Source organism: Terrabacter sp. BE26, assembly GCF_041941675.1.
GTDB lineage: Bacteria > Actinomycetota > Actinomycetes > Actinomycetales > Dermatophilaceae > Terrabacter.
Map to the genome: position 1 here is coordinate 4,304,467 of NZ_CP090122.1, position 21,103 is coordinate 4,325,569.

Sequence of the window (21,103 nt, forward strand, 5' to 3'; positions counted from 1 at the left end):
CCCGTTGGTCGAGGTCACACGCAGGAGCACCACATGACGAAGCGCGTCGCCGTCACCGGCTCGTCCGGCCTGATCGGCGGCGCGCTTCGTCGTCACCTGACCGAGCGCGGCGACGAGGTCGTACGCGTGGTGCGCCGGCCGCCGTCCGGGCCCGGCGAGGTGCAGTGGGACCCCTCCCACGGCACGCTCGAGGAGGGTGCCCTCGACGGGGTCGACGCCGTGGTGAACCTGGCGGGCGTCGGCATCGGCGACCGCCGGTGGAACGACGAGCACAAGCGCGAGGTCGAGCGCTCCCGCACCGACGCGACGGGCACCGTGGCGCAGGCACTCGTGGCGCACCAGAAGCGCACGGGCGCCGCCGTGCGCCTCGTCAACGCCTCCGCGGTCGGCTACTACGGCGATCGCGGCGAGGAGCGACTCACGGAGACGAGCCCACCCGGCCGCGACTTCCTCTCCGGCGTCGTGGTGCGCTGGGAGGCTGCGGCGCATCCGGCGGTCGAGGCCGGCATACCCGTGGCGTTCACGCGCACGGGCCTGGTGATGGCTCGCCGGGGCGGGGCGTTCGAGCAGGTCGTGCGCCTCGGCAGGCTCGGCCTCGGCGGCCCGATGGGCACGGGCCGTGAGTGGTGGCCGTGGATCACGCTCGTCGACGAGGTGCGCGCCATCACGCACCTCATCGACCATCCCGAGCTGGTGGGCGCCTTCGACCTCACGGCCCCCGGCGCGGCCCGCCAGAGCGAGATCGCGGCCGCCATAGGCAAGGCGTTGTCGCGTCCGGCCCTGGTGCCGGCGCCGCGCTTCGCGCTGCGTGCGGTGCTCGGCGAGTTCGCCGACTACGTCGTCGCCAGCCAGCGCGTCGAACCGGCAGCGCTGCTGGCCTCCGGATTCACCTTCGAGCATCCCGACCTCGACAGCGCCGTCAGCTGGCTGGTGCAGCGCTGATCGCGCTGATCCGCCATCCCTGGCGCCCCCGCGCGAGCGTGAAGTCGAGCTCGCGCCCCCGGTCCGCCGGTTCGTCCGTCCGCGTGTGGCCTCCCCTGACGACGACGTATGCCGTCCAGTCGACGCGAGCACGCAGCACCGCGGCGGTGGGTGAGCCGGAGACGAAGCGGGCCTCGGCCACCTCGAGCCGCAGGCCCTCCCACCGCGTGTCTGCCTTGACGAGCGCGCCGACGAGCTCATGGTCGCTCGCGAGGCTTGCGGAGTCGGGCGCGTGGACGGCTGCGAGCGCCCGGGCGTCGCGGGTCGTGAGCGCTGACGCCCGCCGGTCGCTGAGCAGCTGCAGCACGTCCTCCGGGCGGCTCGACGGGCTCGTCGGGTCGCGCAGGAGCGCGTCGGCGGCGCCGCCGCCCGCTGCTGCTGACGGATCACCGGGCGCGGGCGTCCGGACTCCCGCCGGCCCAGCCGGCACGGGCGCCGTTCGCGGTGGCTGGTTCGGAGCGGACGGGCGGGCCGAGGCGCGAAGGGTCGCGGTGTCCGCCGTGGCATGGGTGGTGGGTGGAGGCATCCCCGGCGCCTGTGCCGCGAAGGCCCACCCCGCCACGGCGAGGAGTGGCACGGCCACCAGGGCCGATGCCGCCGTAGACCGCAACCATCCGGGCCGGTGGGACCAGCCCGCTCCCGGCAACCCGCTGGGCAGCGCCGACGAGCGCCCTCCGGGCGGCCATCCTGGCCACCCCGGCCGTCGAGGCGATCCTGCCCGTCGTGGCCAGGCCGTCCGGCGGCCACGACGGTTGTCCGGCGGGCTCGGGGGCTCCACGCCGGCCTGGGCCCTCAGGCGGTGGGTCAGGGCTGCCGCCGGGTCGGCGTCGACCACGACCTCGACCGGCTCGGGGGCGACGGCGTCGTAGAAGAGACGGGCGAGCTCCGCGGCGCCGGGCCGGCGCGCGGGCTCGGGGTCGATGGCAGCCCCCAGCACGGCGGCGAGCTCGGCGCCCACGTGGCTGACGATCGTCTCGGGGTCGAGCCGCATCATCGTGTCGGGAGCCCCGTTGCCGGTCAGGCAGAACCACGCGACCGCGCCCAACGCGTACACGTCTGCGGCGTCTCTGGGCTCGGAGCCCAACCGCACCTCCGGGGCCACGAAGCCGGTCGTCCCGTGGACGGCGCCCGGGACGGCACCCGCGACCCGCACGGCGCCGAGGTCGAGCAGGACGGGTCGCCCCTCGGGAGTCACGATGACGTTGGACGGGGAGATGTCCGAGTGCACGCCGCCGGCGGCGTGCAGGTGCGCCACGGCCTCGCAGATGGGCGTCAGCACGGTGACCACCTCACCCGCTCGCAGCTGGCCACGGCTGCGCACCATCCCCCCGAGCCGGGCACCCTCGACGAGGTCGAAGACAAGGGCCTCGCGGCCGTCTGCCAACGGCACCACGGAGCGCAGCGGCACCAGGTGGTCGTGGTGGACGGCCAGCAGGACCTGCTGCTCGACACGGGACGCCTCGTCGTCGACGGCGTCGCCACGCCGGTGCGGCACCTTGATGGCGACCTGCCGTCCCGTCGCGTCCGTTCCCGACCACACGACGGCCGAGGCCCCGGATCCGAGGACGGCATCGACCTCGTGTCCCGGGACCTGCGGCCGGTCGCCGCCGCCCACCTCGTTGCTGCTCACCCACTCATGCAAGCAGCGGCGGCCGGGGACGCGTGCCGGTCATCCACAGGCGTGCACCCGGGTCAGGGCAGCGAGTCAGGGAGCGGGTCAGGGCGTCTGGCCGGGAGTCACGACCTCGACGACCCGGCCGTCGCGGGCGCCGATGCGCGCGGCGTCCAGGACCGCGAGGACGTGGACCGCGTCGCGCGGGTCGACGGGCATCATGGCCTGCGGGTCGTCAGACCTCACCGCGGAGGCGACGGCCCGGTAGAAGTTCGCCTGGTCCGCATCCGTCACCACGGGTCCGGGCACCCGCTCGTCGCCGCGCACGATCCAACCCACCGCGTCGCCGGCGTTCTCGAACTCGGTGAAGGCACTGACGTCGTCGAACTGGCGCCCGATGACGAAGGAGCCTGCGGAGCCGTTGACGCGGGCGCGTGGGCCCGGAGCGCCGTTGACCGAGCTCGACATGACGTGGCTCACGACGCCGGTCGTGTGGTGGCACGCGAGGAAGGTGTCGTCCTCCGCAACCGTGGTGCGCGCGTCGACCTCGGCGTAGACGGACTCGACCTCGCCGTGCATGAGCACCGCCTGGTCGACGAGGTGGGTCTGCAGGTCGAGGAGCAACCCGCCGCCCTCCTCGGGCGGCACCTGCTCGCGCCAGCGCTGCTTGGGCACGGGCCGCCAACGGTCCCAGCGGTACTCGGCTCGCCAGATCTCGCCGACGAGGTCCCCGTCGCGGACGGCCCGGAGGGCCGCCAGCTCGGGGTCGAAGCGGCGGTTGTTGAAGACCGTCAACGGCACGCCGTGGTGCGCGGCGAGGTCGACGACGGCGAGGGCCTGGCTGGCGTCGACGGCGAGGGGCTTGTCGACGACGAGCGGGAGGCCTGCGGCGATGACGCGTTCGGCCTGCTCCGCGTGCACGCCACTCGGCGAGGCGAGCACGACGAGGTCGAGATCCGTCACGCCCAGCAACGCCTCGAGGTCGGGGACCACCTCCGCGCCGGGGTGCTCGGCGCGCACCGCGTCGGCGCGTGCCGCGTCCGCCGTCGAGACCGCGGCAACGGTGAGACCCGCCCGGCCGATGAGCGGTGCGTGGATGCCGCGCCCGGCGGACCCGTAGCCGACGAGTCCCACGCGCAAGGGAGGAGGCGAGGACGGCTGGGTGGCAGGCATTCCGGCATCGTATGCCGCCCGGCGTAGGCTGCTCGCATGCGCTTCGTCCACCTGGGCCTCGACCCCGACTTCGTCGACTACGAGCAGGCGTGGCAGACCCAGCGCGACACCCACGCGAAGGTCGTGGCGGGCGAGGAGCCCGACACCGTCTACCTCCTCGAGCACCGCGCCGTCTACACGGCCGGCAAGCGCACCGAGCCGCATGAGCGCCCCAGGGACGGCACGCCGGTCATCGACGTCGACCGTGGCGGCAAGATCACCTGGCACGGTCCGGGCCAGATCACCGGCTACCCCATCGTCAGGCTTCCGGCCCCCATCGACGTCGTCGGCTACGTCCGGCACATCGAGGAGATGATGATCCGGGTCTGCGCCGACTTCGGCGTCGAGGCCGGCCGGGTCCCGGGCGAGAGCGGCACCTGGATCGCCGAGGACGACCGCGGCCCGCGCCGCAAGATCGGCGCCATCGGCATCCGGGTCAGCCGCCAGGTCGCGATGCACGGCTTCGCGTTCAACTGCAACCCGGACCTGTCCTGGGGTGACGTGATCATCCCCTGCGGCATCGTCGGGGCGGGAGTGACGTCCCTGTCGTTCGAGCTGGGACGCGACGTGCGCGTCACCGAGGTGCTCCCCCACGTCGAGAAGCACCTCGCCGACATCCTCCCGACACTTCGGCCGAACCAGCGCGTTCTGGCCTGACAGCGGGCTCCGTACCCCTAGGGTGTCGCCCACAGCCGGCTCTCAGGGGGAGATCGATGGACATCGCCGTCCGCACCACCGACCTGCGCAAGACCTACCTCAGTCGTGGCCGTCGCCGGATCGCGGTGCAGGCACTCTCCATGACGGTGCCCCAGGGCGGCGTGCACGGCTTCCTCGGTCCCAACGGCTCGGGCAAGACCACGACCATCCGCATGCTGCTGGGGCTCATCCGCCCCGACTCCGGGACTGCCGAGATCTTCGGGTCCCCGATCCCCCGGCGGCTTCCCGCGGTGATCGACCGCGTCGGGGCGGTCGTCGAGGCGCCGAAGTTCTTCCCGGGCTTCACGGGTCGCCAGAACCTGCGGCTGCTCGCCGACGCGATCGGCACCCCGCTCCCCCGGGTCGACGAGGTGCTCGAGGCCACCCGGCTCGGTGACCGTGCACGCGACCGGTTCGCCGGCTACTCGCTCGGCATGAAGCAGCGCCTGGCCATCGCGGCGACGCTCCTCAAGGACCCCGACCTGCTCATCTTCGACGAGCCGACCAACGGTCTCGACCCGGCCGGCATCCGCGAGGTGCGCGAGACGATGAGGAGCCTTGGCGCGCAAGGAAAGACGGTTCTCGTGAGCTCCCACATCCTCGCCGAGGTCGAGCAGGTGGCCGACACCGTGTCGATCATCGGCAACGGCGCCCTCCTCGCCGAGGGCCCGGTCAGCGAGATCATGCGCCAGTCGGGGGGCGCCCGGGTCAGGGTGGGCGTCGCCTCCCCCGACCGGGCCCTGGGGATCCTCGAGGCGGACGGTCTTGCGGTGACCCGCGACGGGTCGCACCTGCTCGTCGCGTCCGAGGACCCCTCGGCCGTCACGCGCTCGCTGGCCGGCCACGGCCTCTACGTCAGCGAGCTGACCCCCGTACGCGCCGACCTCGAGGCCGCCTTCCTCGCCCTCACCGCCGACGAGGGGCTCGGATCGGCGGCCGACCGACACGCCGGCGGCATCGAGACGGGAGGGGCGGCATGAGCCAGGACACCGTTCTCGAGTCGGCGCCCCGGCCGCGATCCGCGCTACGGCCTCGGGGCACGAGCGTCGCCGGCCTCGTCGGCGTCGAGCTGCGCCGCCTCTGGTGGCGCCGACTCACGCGGACGGTCCTGGTGGCGATCGTGCTCTTCGTGGGCTTCGCCTCGTTCTCGGCCTTCCAGGACAGCCGCCCGTCGGTCATCGCCCAGCGCGTCGCCGACTACAACCGGGTGGTCGCCGAGATGAAGCAGCAGCTCGACGCCACGCCCGAGGCCGACCGCCGGGCGCAGCTCGACGAGTGCCGCAAGCAGCAGGCGCAGGCCCAGGCCAGTGACCCGGGTGCCGATTTCAACTGCGACCAGATCAACCAGCCGCCCTCCTTGGCCCAGTTCGGGCTCGTGAACACCTCCCGCACCGAGCTGACGCGCAGCATCGCGCAACAAGGCGTCTACCTCTTCGGCTTCCTCGCCTTTCTGCTCGGGGCGAGCTTCGTCGCAGCGGAGTTCGCCTCGGGTGCCATGGCGACCTGGCTGACGTTCTGCCCCAGACGGCCGCGGGTGGCCGCCTCCAAGCTGGTCGTCGCCACCCTGGGCGGGCTCGCCGTGGGCGGCGTGGGGGTCGCCCTCACCGCGCTCGGTGCTCTCGTCGTGACGACGCTCAACCGCCCGGACGGCTCCCTCAACCTGCCCGATGCTCCGGTGCGGGCCGACGACCCGCTCTCACTGGCCCTCCTGCGGGTGGTCGTCGTCGTCGCCCTGGGTGGCCTCGGCGGCGCGGTGCTCGGGATGCTGGCCCGAGCCACCGCCGGCGTCATCGGGATCGTCGCCGGGTATGCCGTGCTGGTCGAGGGTTTCGTCGCGAACGGCGTCCAGGGCGGGGCGCTGCAACCGTGGTTCGTCCGCGTCAACGTCGATGCCTTCGTGGGCAAGGGCGCCTCCTACCTCGTGCAGTCGTGCGGTCCCGACGGCTGCAGCGGCCGCTCGGTGGCGCTCTCGTACACCCACGGCTGGGTCTACCTGCTCGTGCTCTGCCTCGTCGGCGTCGCCGCAGCAGTCGCGGTGTTCCGCCGCCGCGACGTCGCCTGACCTACGCGCCCGGGCGGACGGCATACGCCGGTGGCCGTATGCCGTCCGGCGGCCGGTGGAGGCGTCCCCGGCTGTCCAGCCCTGTCGGCAGGTAGGCGTAACCTGTGCGGAGCAGCCAACCCCCACCAAGGAGCCCGTGTGTCTGTCGTTCCCGACGGCCGTCGTCTGCTGCGCGTCGAGGCGCGCAACGCCGAGACCCCCATCGAGCGCAAGCCGTCCTGGATCCGGACGACCGCCAAGATGGGGCCGGAATACACGGCCCTGCACGCGATGGTCAAGAACGAGGGCCTGCACACCGTGTGCCAGGAGGCCGGCTGCCCCAACATCTTCGAGTGCTGGGAGGACAAGGAGGCCACCTTCCTCATCGGTGGTGACGTCTGCACCCGGCGCTGCGACTTCTGCGACATCGCGACGGGCCGTCCCACGACGCTCGACCTCGACGAGCCGCGGCGCGTGGCCGAGTCCGTGGCCCGGATGGGGCTGCGCTACTCCACCGTCACAGGCGTCGCCCGCGACGACCAGCCCGACGGGGCCGCCGGCCTCTACGCCGAGACCATCCGCCAGATCCATCTGCTCAACCCCAACACCGGCGTCGAGATCCTGCCGCCCGACTTCGGCGCCAAGCCCGAGCTCGTCGGCCAGGTCTTCGACGCCCGGCCCGAGGTCTTCGCCCACAACCTCGAGACGGTGCCGCGCATCTTCAAGCGCATCCGCCCGGCCTTCACCTACGACAAGTCGCTCAGGGTCCTGACGATGGCGCGCGAGGCCCAGCTCGTCACCAAGAGCAACCTCATCCTCGGCATGGGCGAGACCGACGTCGAGATCGAGGAGGCCATCCGCGACCTGCACGACGCCGGCTGCGACATCCTCACGATCACCCAGTACCTCCGCCCCTCGAAGCTGCACCACCCGATCGACCGCTGGGTCAAGCCCGAGGAGTTCGTCCACTGGTCGCAGGTCGCCGAGGAGATGGGCTTCAAGGGCGTCATGGCCGGTCCGCTCGTGCGCTCCTCCTACCGCGCCGGACGTCTCTGGGCGACCGCGATGCGCAAGTGGGGACGCGAGATCCCCGGGCACCTGTCTCACCTCGCGCAGGCCGCTGAGGCCCCCGCTCGCCAGGAGGCGGCGTCGTTGGTGGCGCGCGCCCAGAGCGCCGTATCCTGAGCACCATGGCACGCAACAAGGACGGCGACGTGAGCTCGTCGGAGAAGAAGCAGGGACGGCTGTCCCAGGTCCTGGACGTATACCGGATCTCCAAGCAGGCTGACCCGCTCATCGGCTGGTACATGCTGCTGTCGTTCCTCGTCGTCTTCGGGGTGCTGCTCATCGTCGGCTTCCTCGTCAAGCTCCCCTGGATCCTCGGCATCTTCGGCGTGCTCTTCGGCATCCTCGCCGCGACGATCATCATGAGCCGCCGCGCCGAGCGGGCCGCCTACAGCCAGATCGAGGGCCAGGCCGGCGCTGCGGGCGCGGCCCTGACCTCCATCCGCCGCGGCTGGTACACCGACCGCGAGCCGGTGGCCGCCGACGTGGCGCGGCCCGGCGACATCGCCTCGGCCGCCATGGTCTACCGCGCCCTCGGCCGGCCTGGCGTCGTTCTCGTCGGCGAGGGCCCGACCGGCCGCGTCCAGAAGCTGCTCGCCGCGGAGAAGAGGCGTGTCGAGCGCGTGGCCCCGGGCGTCCCCGTCACGACCCTGCGGGTCGGGTCCGGCGAGAACGAGGTGCCGCTGCCCAAGCTCGCGAGCAAGGTGCAGCGCCTCAAGCCGCAGATCACCAAGGACGAGATGGCGATCGTGAACAAGCGCCTCAAGGCCATCGGTGGCCTGCGCGCCCCCCTCCCACCGGGCGTCGACCCGGCCCGCGCACGCATGGACCGCAGGGCCCTGCGCGGCAAGTGACCGACGTCGGACGAAAGGGCTGGCTCCTACGGGAACCGGCCCTTTCGCATACCTGCTCTCCTGCTCCCCCGCTCAGCGGAGGCGGACGATGACGGTGCCGGGCACCTTGTCGTGCAGGCCCCGCCCGTCACGGTCCCAGACCACGGCGGGGATGAAGAGGCAGAGCAGCAGGGTCCGGACGAGCGCCTGCACCGGCATCACCCGGCCCGTGCCGGTGAGCGAGCGCACCTGCAGGCCCATGATGCGGTGGCCGATCGTGAAGCCGAGGGTGCCCACGAGCAGCAGGTGCATGACGGCGAAGACGCCCAGCACGACGAAGCCCTGCGTGCCCGAGGCCGGCGGCTGCGAGAAGGGCAGCGGGACCCCGAAGAGCCCTCTGGCGATGAGGGAGGCGATAGCCCAGTCGATGAGCACCCCCGCGAGCCGGATGCCGAAGCCGGCGATCGAGCCGGGGCCGCTCGGGGGCAGCCCCAGATCGCGCCCGCGGTACTCCTCGTCGGCGCTCGTGCGCGCCCTCGGGCCCTGCAGCCACGAGCCCATGTCCTTGCGGTCCACCACGGGTCCAGCGTAACGAGACGGGCCGCGTGACCTCCGGGCAGCCCTGCCCGCCGTAACACCGGCGAAACATCGGGGTCATTGCGGAGAAATCGGCACTCGATAGTGTCGGTCGCGACAACACGGGGCCGTCCTCGCTGCCCGGTGCTCACGCGAGCCCGGGACGAAGGCCGACCTCGCCCCATCTCAGGAGGTTGGATGTTCAGCTCAGCTGACGAGGTCCTTGCGTTCATCAAGGACGAGGACGTCAAGTTCGTCGACATTCGGTTCTGCGACCTGCCCGGCGTCATGCAGCACTTCAACGTGCCTGCTGAGTCGGTCGACGAGGACTTCTTCACCGTGGGCCAGATGTTCGACGGGTCCTCGATCCGCGGCTTCCAGGCGATCCACGAGTCCGACATGAAGCTCGTGCCCGACCCCGCCACGGCGTTCATCGACCCGTACCGCGCCGAGAAGACGCTGGTCATGAACTTCTCGATTCTCGACCCGTTCACGGACGAGCGCTACAGCCGCGACCCGCGCAACATCGCGAGCAAGGCCGAGGAGTACCTCAAGTCCACCGGCATCGCCGACACCGCCTACTTCGGCGCCGAGGCCGAGTTCTACGTCTTCGACGACGTGCGCTTCGAGACGAAGCAGAACGCCGGCTACTACTTCATCGACTCCGTCGAGGCCGCGTGGAACACCGGCCGCGAGGAGGAGGGCGGCAACAAGGGCTACAAGACCCGCTACAAGGGCGGCTACTTCCCCGTCTCCCCCGTCGACCACTTCGCCGACTTCCGCGACAAGATCTGCCTCGAGCTCAAGGAGGTCGGTCTCAACGTCGAACGCAGCCACCACGAGGTCGGCACCGCGGGCCAGATGGAGATCAACTACCGCTTCAACACGCTGCTGCACTCCGGCGACGACCTGATGAAGTTCAAGTACGTCGTCAAGAACTCGGCGTGGAAGCAGGGCCACACGGCCACCTTCATGCCCAAGCCCCTCTTCGGTGACAACGGCTCGGGCATGCACACCCACCAGTCGCTCTGGAAGGACGGCGAGCCGCTCTTCTACGACGAGCGCGGCTACGGCGGCCTCTCGGACCTGGCACGCTGGTACATCGGCGGCCTGCTCAAGCACGCCCCGTCGCTGCTCGCCTTCACGAACCCGACGGTGAACTCCTACCACCGCCTGGTGCCGGGCTACGAGGCGCCGGTCAACCTCGTCTACTCCGCCCGCAACCGCTCGGCGTGCGTGCGCATCCCGATCACGGGCACCTCCCCGAAGGCCAAGCGCATCGAGTTCCGCGTGCCCGACCCGTCGGCCAACCCCTACCTGTGCTTCGCCGCGCAGCTGATGGCGGGCCTCGACGGCATCAAGAACCGCATCGAGCCGCCGGAGCCGGTCGACAAGGACCTCTACGAGCTGCCGCCCGAGGAGCACGCCGCGATCCAGCAGGTCCCCGGCTCGCTGCCGGCCGTGCTCGACGCGCTCGAGGCCGACCACGAGTACCTCCTCGAGGGCGACGTCTTCACCGAGGACCTCATCGAGGCGTGGATCGACTACAAGCGCAAGAACGAGGTGGACCCGATCCGCTTCCGTCCGCACCCGCACGAGTTCGAGATGTACTTCGACATCTGATCGACAGTCTCGTACAAAGCCGATTCGCTTGTGCGACAGCCTATTTCGAAGCGCGGGCCCCGGGAGGGGCCCGTGTTTCCCATACGCTTCCCATAGGCCTCCCGTGACCGGACGGTGGCGGGACTACCGCTGTTCGACGGTGATGCGGCTGTCGCGTGGGATCCACCGGTCGTCGGCCGCTTGCCTTTGCGCTAGGCCGATGACGCGCCCGCGTCGGCGGCCGCAGGTGGTGCGGTCGGTCCCTCCGTGGCAGGCTCGCGTTCCGCACCGTCCTGGGAGTAGTAGTAGGTAGAGCTCAAGCTGTGCGGCTCCGTCTCCTCCGCGTCCGGCGGGGTCGGCCCGGCCTGGCGCAACTTGGGCGGCGCGGCGGACCACGCCTTCAGGGACTGAAGGACGTCTGCGTAGAAGGTGTCCGTCGCGCCGAGCACCGAGTCGATGAACGAGCCCCGGCCGCGGCCACGCTTGGCTCCCATGCCCGCGGAAGGGCGAAGCGGAACGACCGGACCCCCGGCGGGGTGCGTCGTGAGCATGACCACCCGGACGCCGACCTCTCGGCGAAGGACGACCGCGTACATCAGGTCGCAGTTCACGCGCGGGTAGTCGGCCAAGGCCCGGGCCTCGGGCGTTCCCAGGTCTCGCACGCGACGGACCGCGCCGTCAGGCCCTACCCACAGGTGCGCCTGCTCGAGCATCCGCACATCAAGCATCTCGGTCACGGCATGTACCACGTGTCGTACGAGTTCCTCGGTGGCGGCCTCTGCGCCATCCTTCAAATGTAGTGGTCTCTACCTATGCTGGGTCAACGCGTCGGGCTCGGCGTGCGCTTGCCGCGAGGCAGCAGTTGGGCCGGAAGGCGCTCTTGGGCGCAAGGCGCGGACGCATCACGCGCGCACCTGCCGCGGCTGCCACTCGGTTTCCGGCCTCGGCCGGCGTATGGCTGAAACGGCAGACCCGCGCCGACGCGGTCGAAACGCAGATGTCGGCCAGCCCGACCGGGTCGTCGCGAGTGTCCTCATGGAACGCGGAAGCACTCTTCCTGTCATGCCGATGAGCGCGTGTTTGGCGTGAGCGGGCGCGCCGCTTGAGTGCGCCCTGCGGCTGGCTCTCCCACGCCTCGGTGACGACGTGCTGGCGGCTCGCGGTGGCGCGCCTGCGGGCACCGCGGTTCAGACGGGCCACCGCCTGCTCGCCGGCCGGGAAGGCCGCAGTCCTGTGAGGTGCACCCCAAAACCTGGGGCGTTGACTCCGCCAGCGCGTCGCGTCCGGCCGACCACGCGGACTGGGATCCCGCCCTCAGTGTTTCTTAGGCTAGCCTTACCGAAGTTCTGACGGGTTCTGCCCGTCCTCTCGCAGGAGGAAGCTCATGCCGCAGTCGTCGTACCGGGGTGCCTGGTGATCGTCTGTCACTGTGCCGTGGTCACCGACGGCGGTGTAACCGAGGCTTGGGATGCCGGAGCGCGCAGCCTCGGCCAGGTATGCCGCGCCACCGGCGCGGGGACGGACTGCGGCGCGTGCATCTTCTCGGTCAAGCGCCTCCTATGCGAGCATGAGGCCTCAAGAACGCTGTCCCCGTCGGTTGCCGAGCACCGGCCTGCAACAGGCGCCGTGGAGGTGGTGAAAGGTGCAGCCAGTTAGCCCTCGCGTGGTGGAGCTCCTCAACGACGCCCTGACCTTCGAGCTGACGGTCACGAACACGTACTTCCTCCACGCGAGGATGCTCGACAGCTGGGGGCTGGGCCGCCTAGGCAAGGTCTTCTACGACCTCTCGATCGACGAGATGCGCGACGCCGACGACCTCATCAACCGCATCCTGCTGTTCGACGGCCACCCGAACATGCAGAAGCTCGGTGCCATCAGAATCGGCGAGAACGCTCACGAGATGTTGCTCCTCGCGTTCGAGAGCGAGAAGGCGGCGGTGTCACAGTTCAACGTCAGCGCTCAGGAGTGCCACCAGCTGGGCGACCACGGCAGCGCCGCGGTGTTCGAGGAGATGGTCCGCGACGAGGAGAAGCACGCGGACTGGTTCGAAAGCCAGCTCGACGCCATTGAGCGGATCGGCATCCAGCAGTACCTCGCCCAGCAGCTCAGCAGCGACGCCCCCGGCGCTTGAGAACGGCCGGCCAGGAGGCGCGTACGTCGGGTGCCGGCGCCGTCACGTCGGTCAGTCCTTCAGCGCCAGCCGTTGTGCGGCCAGGACGGCATACGCGCGTCGCTCGGTGTCGGCCGCCTCGACCTGCGAGGTCCCGGCGGGCCACGTCTCGCCACGGGCGATGTCCTCGGCGGCCCTCAGCCCCACGACCGCGTCCCGCAACTCCTCCACCGCCAAGAGCCTCGCCAAGCGGCGGACTGCATCAGCGGTGCACCCGGTGCAGGAAAGACGGCCCCGTCGACAACACCGATTTCCCCTTCGACGTCGGCGGTCACTGCTAGCGCGAGCTGCCCCTTCCGCCGGCACCGTCTGTAAAACCCCGCGTGCCACCTGGGGCGCGCAGGCCCGAGCGATGGTCAAGTTGGGGAGGCGCACGTACAGACATGCCGCCGAGGGCTCGCCCCCGCCTCGGTCGGCGCGGGCGCGGAGACGGGACGCGCCGAGGTCAGTCGAGGCTCACCTCGTTGAGCCGTCCCGTTGCGACGTCGAAGACGAACCCCTGACCGCCTCACGGTGAGGAATGAACGGGCTGGAGGTGATGCGCCGGATGGACTGACGCACGTCGCCCTCGAGGTCGGTGAAGGCCTCGGCGGCCCACGCGGGCCGGATCCCGGTCTCGGACTGGATGGAGTCCTTGAAGGCGTCGCCGGTGAAGGTGAGCATGCCGCAGTCGGTGTGGTGGATGAGCACGATCTCCGTCGTGCCGAGCAGCCGCTGGCTGATGGTGAGGGACCGCAACGCGTCCTCGGTCGCGACGCCGCCGGCGTTGCGGATGACATGAGCCTCCCCCCGCCGCCAGGCCGAGCACGGCGTGGACGTCGATTCGCGCGTCCATGCAGGCGAGCACGGCCCGGTGCTTGGAGGGCGGCAGCGGCAGCGGGCCTGCGAAGGTCGCCGCGTACGCCTCGTTGTTCTTGAGCAGCTCGTCGGTCACGGACATCGGTGCCTCACTCGGGTCGGAACTGGTGGAAATGACACGGGTCCACAGGTGGTGGGGGCCGGGCTCAGACGTCGCCGAGGAGGCCGCGGCGGCGCAGCGCCGGCATGACTCCTTCAGCGAATGCTGTCCTCCAGGTGCGGGCAGCCGGAGAATTTCTCCCGCGCAGCTGAACTCGGATCGGACGGTCACCCGATCCGTCTTGGAACGGCAGCGCCTCTCTCAGCGCGAGCCAGCGACCCGGGGCGGGCAAGCGGTAGGGGGCCGACGGGTCAGCCGCCCTCGGTCGGCCACTCCGGAGACCTGGCTCCTGCCCTGGACGCCTGCGTCGCTCATCTGGTTGAGACCGTCGCTCCTGACGGCGTTTCACCGACCGCCAGGAGCGGCTAGTACACCTCCAGGTCCGCGGCACGTCGGATGGCAGCCCGACGGCTGCCGACGCCGAGCTTCTGGTAGTTGTGCGCGATGCGTCTTGGCCGTGAGCAACGAGATGTACTCGGCTTCGGCGATCTCGGCAGCGGTGAAGTTAGTGGCGAGGTACCGGAGGACCTCGTGCTCGCGCTGGGTGAGCTGCTGGCTTCGGCTTGTGCCGTCGCGCGGCTGCCCGGTGGAACGGCCGAGGATCTGCGTCACCGCGGTCGCGTGGGACGTGCCGTGTCGTACGTCGACCGCAAGGAACACGGTCCCACTTGTGACCGCTGCGGCACGAAGCCGACCATGCAACGTCGCGGCGACGTCGCCAGTCTCGTGCCCGTCGGCGAGCTCGCTGCCGCTGTGCTCGTGTTTAGCCCTGACCGTGGGTAGGACCTTCGACGGCAGTCTCGAGGACCGTCTGGGCGGCTGCGTCCAGCCCATCGCTAGGCCGGAGGCCGGTAGCCCTCCGTGAACCGCGACGAGTCCTGCGAGAGCAGCTCGGAGTCGGGCACGAGCGGCGGCAGGTCCGGGTCGTCGGGAAGCTGCAGCGTCGCCCGCAGTCGGATGTCGCGGGACGAGGCGCCGACCTCGACGGTGAAGTCGCCGCCTTCCCGACGCCACCCGCCCAACCACCCGTCGCCACGGTCGAGCGCGGCGTCCCAGTAGGCGAAGTCGCGACTCGTCAGCTCGAAGCTGACGCGGACGCTAGCGCCCGGCTCGAGGTGGACCTTCTCGAAGCCACGGAGCTCCCGGTCAGGACGCCGGACGGCGGCGTCCGGGTCGCCGACGTAGAGCTGCACGACGTCGCTGCCCGCGACGGCGCCCACGTTCGTGACCGTGCAGGCGACCTGCACCCTCCCGGCGGCGGCGTCCACGATCGTCAGCTCCAGGTCCGAGTAGGCGAACCGCGTGTACGACAGACCGTGCCCGAACGAGTAGCGCACCTCTCGACGCAGCGCGTCGTACCAGCGGTAGCCGATAAAGACGCCCTCCCCGTAGAACACGGTGCCGCGCTCCCCCGTCCACGTGAGGTGGCTCGGGATGTCCTCAACCGCGAGCGGGAACGTCTCGCCGACCTTGCCGGACGGGTTGACCCGGCCCAGCAGCACGTCGACGACGGCCGCGGCGCCGGCCTGACCGGGCAGCCACGCCTCGACGATCGCGTCGACCCGGTCGTGCCACGGGTCCATCGTCACGGCGGCGCCGTTGCTCAGCACGACGACCAACGCGGCCCCCGTGCGCTCCCTCAGGTCGGCCAGACGCCCGAGCAGGGCCACGTGGTCGGCCGGCAGGGCCAGCATGATGCGGTCGTCCGCCTCCTGCTCGAAGGCCAGGGGGAGCCCGACGAACGCGACGATGACGTCGGCGTCCGACGCCACGGCGACGGCGTCGTCCGCGAGCCGCACGGCCTCGGGTGACAGCGGGCCGGCCGCCACCCGCTCAGCCGCCGCGGCCAGCCGCAGGGCCTCGGCGAGCGCCGCGGACCGGCGTGCGGGTCCGGCGCCGTCGTCGACGAACGCGGACCCGTGGGCGTCGAGGTAGGCGCGGATGTCGTCCTGGTACGCGTTGAGCGGCGTGTGGACGTAGCCCGGGGCGTAGCAGACGCCGTCGCCCACGACGTCGCGCAGGATGTCGAGTGCGTGGTCGACCCGGGTCGGGTCGACGCCCGAGGACCCGCCACCTTGAATGCGCGCGTGTGCGGCGAAGGCGCCGACGACGGCGATCCGGCGACCACTGGTCGCATCAAGGGGCAGCACGGGCGTTGACCCGGCGCCGTCAACGGGTCGGGGTTCGTTGCGCAACAACGTGATGCAGGCGGCAGCGGCCTCGCGTGCGAGGCTGTGGTGCTCGTCCGCGCCGAGGAGCGCGAGCTGCTCGGGGCTCAGACGGTCGCCGGGCACGACGCCGAGCTGCATGACCGGTCCGTCGACGAGCGTCGGGCCGGGATGGGTGCGGGCGACGAGCCGGAGCACCCGGCGGGCGGCGTCGTCGACGACCCGTTCGTCGAGCTCACCCGCGCGGACGGCGGCCACGATCTCGGCGTCGGTCACCCCGCCGGTCCCGGGCATCTCGAGGTCGAGGCCGGCCCGGAGCGCGGGCACCCGGTGATGGACGGCATTCCAGTCGGAGACGACGAGGCCGTCATAGCCCCAGTCGCGCCGCAGCACGTCCGTGAGCAGCCATCGGTTCTCCGAGGCGTGGACGCCCCCGACCCGGTTGTAGGAGCACATGACCGTCCACGGATTGGCCGACGCGACGACGCGTTCGAACGCCGCGAGGTACGTCTCCCGCAGCGTGCGCTCGTCGGCCTCGACGGAGATGCGCGTCCGCTCGATCTCCTGGTTGTTCGCCGCGAAGTGCTTCAGCGACGTGCCGACGCCGACCGACTGTACGCCCTCGACGTAGGCGGCACCGAGCTCGCCGGCGTGCATCGGATCCTCGGAGAAGTACTCGAAGTTGCGCCCGCAGAGCGGCGACCGCTTCATGTTGACCCCGGGTCCGAGCACTACCTGGACACCCTCGGCCCGCGCCTCCTGCCCGATCGCACGACCGACCCGGCGCACAAGGTCGCGGTCCCAGGAGGCCCCGAGCGCCGACGCGGTGGGGAAGCAAGTCGCGGGCACCCACACCATGTCGACGCCGGTCTCCTTGCGCAGCCCGTGCGGGCCGTCGCCGACCTCGATGGCGGGCACGCGCACGCCGTCGGCCGGCCTGTCGATGGTCTCGGTGAACCAGTCGTCGCGGCCTGACAGCAAGGACGCCTTCTCCTCGAGCGTCAGGGCGGCGAGCGTCGCGTCGATGTCGATGTCGAGCGGGGTCATCGGTGTTCCTCCGGTGGCGGGTGACGCGTGGAGCGCGGATGGACGGGGCGGCCGCCGGTGGCGGCAGCGCGGGAGTGTGCGGCTCAGGTGAGCAGGAAGCTCTTGGGGTGGTCGTCGCGCACGCGGGCGAGCAGGTCTGGCCCGACGTCGACTCCGCCGCAGGCGAGGGCGTCGAGCACGACACCGCAGAGCGGCGACGTGCTCGAGACAACGACCCGGGTGGCGGGCGCGACGCGACCTAGCTCCGCGGCGAGCGCGTCGCGCATGGCACCGTGCTCCGATGTCGCGACCGACCCGTTGAGGAGCACTGGCAGCTCACCGGAGGCGAGTGGGGCCCCGACCCGAGTGGCGCACCACCCCGCGTACCGGACGAAGGCCTGCGCCTGCTCCCGGACGATGTCGAGCGCGACGGCGTCGCCGGCGTCGGCTTCGGCGAGGACGACACGGGAGGCGCGCCAGAGGTCGGACGCTGGGCGCGCGCCGAACCGGCGACTGAACGCGTGGCGCAGCTCCCACCCGTCGGCCACCTCGTAGAGCTCGCAGTAGGCCGCGGTCAGTGATGTGTCGGGGCCAATGCCCATCCACGACCGGGCGACGGCGTGCAGGCCGGCATGACCGAGCCCGGATCCGCCGAGGTGGTCGAAGACGAACATGCCCGAGCACTCCTCGCGCCCGTCGGCAGCGCGGGCGGCCACGGCCGGTCCGGTGCCGACCGTGATGGCGATGGCGACGCCAGTGCCGTCGAGGAGGCGCAGCGAGGCGAAGGCGTCGTTTTTGACGGAGCACGGCCCGAGCTCGGGCAGCCGCTCTCGAATGTGGCCCTCCCAAAACACGGCGTCCTCGGGGAAGTCGACCCCGGCGATGCAGAAGGCAGCGGCGGCGAGATCGCTCGGCACGACGCCGGCATCGGCCATCGCCGTGTCGACGGAGCTGAACACGGCGGCGAGGGCGTCCTCGACGCTCGCGGCGCCGTAGATGTCGCCGCAACCGCCCCGGCCGCGGCCGTGGACCGCGCCGTCGCCGTCGACGACGAGGGCGACCGTCTTGGAGTTGCCGGCATCGACGGCCAGGAAGGTCCGGCCAGGGAGCGCCGCTCCCCGGCCCGGGGACGTGAGGACTGTGCTCACCGCAGCAGACGCTCGGGCAGGTAGGCGCGGTGGGCGTACGCCATCTCGTCGTAGAGCTCCTCGGCGACGCGTAGCGTCGGCACCATGGGGTTAGCCGCGAGGGCGCGGATGCCGTCGGCGCGGGTGCCGCGCCAGGCCGCCTCGGCCGCGAGGTACTGGAACTCTGCGAGCTGCTGCACGAGGCCGCGGACCGCGTGCGGCAAGGGCTTCTGCGGCAGCGGGCGCACCCCCTGCCCGTCGACGGTGCACCACATCTCGACGACGACGTCCTCGTCGAAGCCGGGCAGGGCGCCGCCGCTGTTGGGGAGGTTGACGGGCAACTCGGCGCCCGTGTCGTTGTAGTAGGCGCTCATGACGTCGATCGCGAGCTCGAGCTCGTGGATGCCACCACGCGAGCGCGTCGGGTCGAGGTCGGGCACCTCGGCGCGCGACTGCTCCTCGTAGTGCTCCCAGTAGCCCGGCAGCGCGGCGAGGAGGTCCTCTGCGCGCGTCGTGCGCGCACCCTGGAGCTCGCGCAGCACCTCCTCGCGGAAGTAGTAGTACTGGAAGTAGTCGCTGGGCACCGAGCGCATCGTTGTCGCGAGCTGGAGCATCCGCTTGGAGTGGGCGTCGAGCGTCGGGTCGTCGCGGCGGGCCTCCCAGGCGGCGTCGAGGAGCGGCATGAGGTCCTGGCCCTCGTACGTGTGCTCGAACGACCAGCAGTTGTGGTTGACGCCGGCCATGACGACACGGGCTTTGTCGAAGTCGAGGTCCGCGGCGCGAAGCACGGTGTGCGGGAAGGTGATCGGGCCCTCGCACATTGACCACATGGTGCGGTCGGTGAAGCGAGTTACGGCCTGAGACACGATGTTGACGGGGTTCGTGTAGTTGAAGATCACGGCGTTGGGCGCCACCGCGTCGAGGTCGCGGATGATGTCCTCGTAGATGTGGACCGAGCGCAGGGACATGAAGAACCCGCCCGGACCTTGCGTCTCCTGGCCGATCACGCCGTGCTTGAGCGGGATCCTCTCGTCGAGGGCCCGCGCTGCGAAGTCGCCGGGGCGGAAGCTCGCGAGCACGGCGTCGGCATCGGTGAGGGCCGCGCGGCGGTCAGTGGTCGAGGTGATCGTGATGTCGAGGCCCTGGGCGCGGGCGATCTTCGTGGCGATGGTCTCCACGGCCGCGAGCCGCTCGGGGTTCACGTCCTGGATGACGACCTCGGAGCCGTCGAAGTCCTTGCCGTGCGCGAGGAAGGACGCCATGGTCCCTGCGCCGCGGGAGGATCCGCCGCCGATGTACACGAGCTTGATGGCTGCCATGTCTTCTGTGTTCCTTCGGATGTCGTTGGGGTGCGGTGCTGGTGGGAGAGGTGGTCGGTGGGTGTCGGGCTGGCTATTGGCCGGCGGCCGCCCGGTCGGCGACAAGCGTCGGGCTCTTGCACTCGACGGCGATCGTCGCCGGCCAGTCGGCCTCGTAGGCGTCGGCGGCCGCGATCCGCGCGAAGGCGTCCTGCTTGTGCTCGCCGGACACGATCATGACGACCTCGCGGGAGCACGCGGCGATCGTGTCGATGCCGACGGTGACCCCGTGGGTCGGGACCATGTCGAGGCTCGTGAACTCGGGAAAGGTTCCCATGTTGTCGCGGCGGGTCGCCTCACCGAGCTGGGTGACGTGGCTGCGGGAGGTGCGGGCGGTGCCGGGCTGGTTGAAGGCGATGTGGCCGTCCGACGCCCCGGACGCGAGGAGGAAGAGGTCGATGCCGCCCGCGGCCTCGATCTGCTCCTCGTAGGCCTCGGGATCCGCCGGGTCGGGCACCCACACCTCCGTGGGGGCTGCGATCCCGGCCGCGTGACTCGCGTCGGCGATAGGTCCGAGGATGTGCCGACGGGCGAAACCCAAGCACGAGTACGAGAGCTCGGGGTCGACCCGCCGCAGGGTGCCGTCGTCGCCGGTCACGATGTACTCGTCCATCATGACGATGACGAGGCGCGAGAGGTCGGCTCCCGCGGCGGCGTGGCGCGCGAGTGCGCGATAGGTCGGCGCGGCGGTCCGGCCACCGGGGCAGCCGAGGAGGAACCGATCGCCGGCGGTGGAGCGCAGCCGGTCGAGGACCATCTCGGCTACCGCGTCACCGACGGCTTCGGCGTCCGTGAGGACGGTGGGATGAAGGGACACGTCTCCCCCTAGGGGTGGGTGGGTCTGGACGGAGGGTGTTGGCACTGTCACTCCTTGACCGCACCGGCGAGCATGCCCGAGATGAACTTGCGCTGGAAGACGATGTAGAGGATCAGGACCGGCGCGGCGACTAGGAGACCGCCGGCCGCCATGAGGTTGATCTGGGTGACGAACTTGCCCTGGAAGACGCCGAGGGCCACGGTCGCGGTCTGGTTCTGCCCGTGCAGGAACACGAGGGAGAGGAAGTAGTCGTTCCACGTCCACATGAAACTGAGCAGGATGAGGGTGTAGATCGCCGGGCGCACCATCGGCGTCGCGAGGAAGCGGAGCATCTGCAGTGGGTTCGCGCCGTCGAGCTCGGCCGCCTCGAAGGTGGAGCGGGGCAGCGACCGGAAGGCCGCACGCATCCAGAAGATGCCGAACGGCACGCCCATGCCGAGGTTGATGAGGATGATGCCGGGCAGCGTGTTGGTCAGTCCCATGGTCCGGAACTGGTAGTAAAGCGGGACGATGATCGCCTCGGTCGAGATCATCATGCCGAGCAGGACGACCGGGAAGAGCACCCGCTCCCCCGCGACCCCGAGGACCCCGAACGCGAAGCCGCCGAGCAGGGCGAGGATCACCTGACCGACGACGACGCACACGGCGATGACGAGTGAGACCGTCATGGCGCGGGCGAAGCCGGCGTCGCGCCAGGCCGTCGCGAAGTTGCCCCAGGCGAACTGCGAGAACGGCACCGGGCTGCCCGAACGGTTGGGGCTGAGGGCCGCGAGCAGGAACGACCCGATGGGCACGAGGACGAGGACGGCCATGACCGTCAGGACGACGTAGTTGAGGGCCCGTTCGGCCTTGGACGTCATG

21 protein-coding genes are annotated in these 21,103 nt (G+C 71.0%); 9 read left to right on the forward strand and 12 right to left on the reverse strand.

What is annotated here, in order from left to right; genetic code table 11:
- The first annotated feature begins 33 nt into the window (after positions 1–33).
- Positions 34–942, forward strand: coding sequence for a TIGR01777 family oxidoreductase (locus LQK93_RS19745; protein ID WP_374969463.1), 909 nt, complete (start codon positions 34–36; stop codon positions 940–942).
- Here LQK93_RS19745 and LQK93_RS19750 read toward each other — a convergent pair.
- Entirely contained in the window at positions 920–2,611 is a 1,692-nt protein-coding gene (locus LQK93_RS19750; RefSeq protein ID WP_374969464.1) for a protein kinase, read from the reverse strand. The genes LQK93_RS19745 and LQK93_RS19750 overlap by 23 nt on opposite strands.
- Positions 2,612–2,698: 87 nt before the next feature.
- Positions 2,699–3,766, reverse strand: a complete 1,068-nt coding sequence (locus LQK93_RS19755; protein WP_374969465.1) for a Gfo/Idh/MocA family protein — start codon at positions 3,764–3,766, stop codon at positions 2,699–2,701.
- A gap of 36 nt (positions 3,767–3,802) precedes the next feature.
- On the opposite strand from LQK93_RS19755, the gene lipB reads away from it, so the two are divergent.
- The 5 genes from lipB (at position 3,803) to LQK93_RS19780 (ending at position 8,461) form a co-directional block, all read left to right on the forward strand.
- On the forward strand, positions 3,803–4,462 hold the full coding sequence (lipB, locus tag LQK93_RS19760) for a lipoyl(octanoyl) transferase LipB (RefSeq protein WP_374969466.1): 660 nt from the start codon (positions 3,803–3,805) through the stop codon (positions 4,460–4,462).
- 56 nt (positions 4,463–4,518) lie between these two features.
- Positions 4,519–5,481, forward strand: coding sequence for an ABC transporter ATP-binding protein (locus LQK93_RS19765; RefSeq protein WP_374969467.1), 963 nt, complete (start codon positions 4,519–4,521; stop codon positions 5,479–5,481).
- Positions 5,478–6,563: a hypothetical protein gene (locus LQK93_RS19770; protein ID WP_374969468.1), complete on the forward strand. Its 1,086-nt coding sequence runs from the start codon at positions 5,478–5,480 to the stop codon at positions 6,561–6,563. Before LQK93_RS19765 ends, LQK93_RS19770 begins: the two co-directional genes overlap by 4 nt.
- A 138-nt stretch (positions 6,564–6,701) precedes the next feature.
- Positions 6,702–7,727, forward strand: coding sequence for a lipoyl synthase (gene lipA / locus LQK93_RS19775; protein ID WP_374969469.1), 1,026 nt, complete (start codon positions 6,702–6,704; stop codon positions 7,725–7,727).
- 5 nt (positions 7,728–7,732) lie between these two features.
- On the forward strand, positions 7,733–8,461 hold the full coding sequence (locus tag LQK93_RS19780) for a DUF4191 domain-containing protein (RefSeq protein WP_374969470.1): 729 nt from the start codon (positions 7,733–7,735) through the stop codon (positions 8,459–8,461).
- A gap of 72 nt (positions 8,462–8,533) precedes the next feature.
- Here the strand turns inward: LQK93_RS19780 and LQK93_RS19785 are convergent, their stop codons facing one another.
- Positions 8,534–9,019 carry an RDD family protein gene (locus LQK93_RS19785; RefSeq protein ID WP_374969471.1) on the reverse strand — a complete coding sequence of 162 codons (486 nt, stop codon included), beginning with the start codon at positions 9,017–9,019 and terminating at the stop codon, positions 8,534–8,536.
- Between the two features lie 195 nt (positions 9,020–9,214).
- Between LQK93_RS19785 and glnA the strand changes: the two genes are divergently transcribed.
- On the forward strand, positions 9,215–10,639 hold the full coding sequence (glnA, locus tag LQK93_RS19790; RefSeq protein WP_374969472.1) for a type I glutamate--ammonia ligase: 1,425 nt from the start codon (positions 9,215–9,217) through the stop codon (positions 10,637–10,639).
- A 191-nt stretch (positions 10,640–10,830) separates the two neighbouring features.
- Here glnA and LQK93_RS19795 read toward each other — a convergent pair whose 3' ends face one another.
- Positions 10,831–11,355, reverse strand: coding sequence for a hypothetical protein (locus LQK93_RS19795; RefSeq protein ID WP_374969473.1), 525 nt, complete (start codon positions 11,353–11,355; stop codon positions 10,831–10,833).
- Between the two features lie 676 nt (positions 11,356–12,031).
- On the opposite strand from LQK93_RS19795, the gene LQK93_RS19800 reads away from it, so the two are divergent.
- The gene (locus LQK93_RS19800; RefSeq protein ID WP_374969474.1) at positions 12,032–12,274 is read left to right on the forward strand and encodes a bacterioferritin-associated ferredoxin; all 243 of its coding nucleotides are present in this window, start codon (positions 12,032–12,034) and stop codon (positions 12,272–12,274) included.
- Between the two features lie 10 nt (positions 12,275–12,284).
- Positions 12,285–12,749 carry a bacterioferritin gene (gene bfr / locus LQK93_RS19805; RefSeq protein WP_374969475.1) on the forward strand — a complete coding sequence of 155 codons (465 nt, stop codon included), beginning with the start codon at positions 12,285–12,287 and terminating at the stop codon, positions 12,747–12,749.
- Between the two features lie 51 nt (positions 12,750–12,800).
- Here bfr and LQK93_RS19810 read toward each other — a convergent pair whose 3' ends face one another.
- The 8 genes from LQK93_RS19810 to LQK93_RS19845 all read right to left on the reverse strand — a co-directional run bounded on the left by LQK93_RS19810 (position 12,801) and on the right by LQK93_RS19845 (position 21,102).
- Positions 12,801–12,959 carry a hypothetical protein gene (locus tag LQK93_RS19810; protein ID WP_374969476.1) on the reverse strand — a complete coding sequence of 53 codons (159 nt, stop codon included), beginning with the start codon at positions 12,957–12,959 and terminating at the stop codon, positions 12,801–12,803.
- A 285-nt stretch (positions 12,960–13,244) separates the two neighbouring features.
- Complete coding sequence (locus tag LQK93_RS19815) at positions 13,245–13,526, reverse strand: hypothetical protein (protein ID WP_374969477.1); 282 nt, start codon at positions 13,524–13,526, stop codon at positions 13,245–13,247.
- Positions 13,527–14,091: 565 nt separating this feature from the next.
- Positions 14,092–14,580, reverse strand: coding sequence for a LuxR C-terminal-related transcriptional regulator (locus LQK93_RS19820; RefSeq protein WP_374969478.1), 489 nt, complete (start codon positions 14,578–14,580; stop codon positions 14,092–14,094).
- 2 nt (positions 14,581–14,582) lie between these two features.
- Complete coding sequence (locus LQK93_RS19825; RefSeq protein ID WP_374969479.1) at positions 14,583–16,961, reverse strand: beta-glucosidase; 2,379 nt, start codon at positions 16,959–16,961, stop codon at positions 14,583–14,585.
- An 83-nt stretch (positions 16,962–17,044) separates the two neighbouring features.
- A complete protein-coding gene (locus LQK93_RS19830; protein ID WP_374969480.1) occupies positions 17,045–18,088 on the reverse strand; it encodes an N-acetylglucosamine kinase in 1,044 nt (347 codons plus the stop codon).
- A complete protein-coding gene (locus tag LQK93_RS19835; RefSeq protein ID WP_374969481.1) occupies positions 18,085–19,386 on the reverse strand; it encodes a hypothetical protein in 1,302 nt (433 codons plus the stop codon). The genes LQK93_RS19830 and LQK93_RS19835 overlap by 4 nt, the downstream gene beginning before the upstream one ends.
- Positions 19,387–19,459: 73 nt before the next feature.
- Positions 19,460–20,242: a 6-phosphogluconolactonase gene (locus LQK93_RS19840; protein WP_374969482.1), complete on the reverse strand. Its 783-nt coding sequence runs from the start codon at positions 20,240–20,242 to the stop codon at positions 19,460–19,462.
- 47 nt (positions 20,243–20,289) lie between these two features.
- On the reverse strand, positions 20,290–21,102 hold the full coding sequence (locus tag LQK93_RS19845) for a carbohydrate ABC transporter permease (RefSeq protein WP_374969483.1): 813 nt from the start codon (positions 21,100–21,102) through the stop codon (positions 20,290–20,292).
- Position 21,103 lies beyond the last annotated feature (1 nt).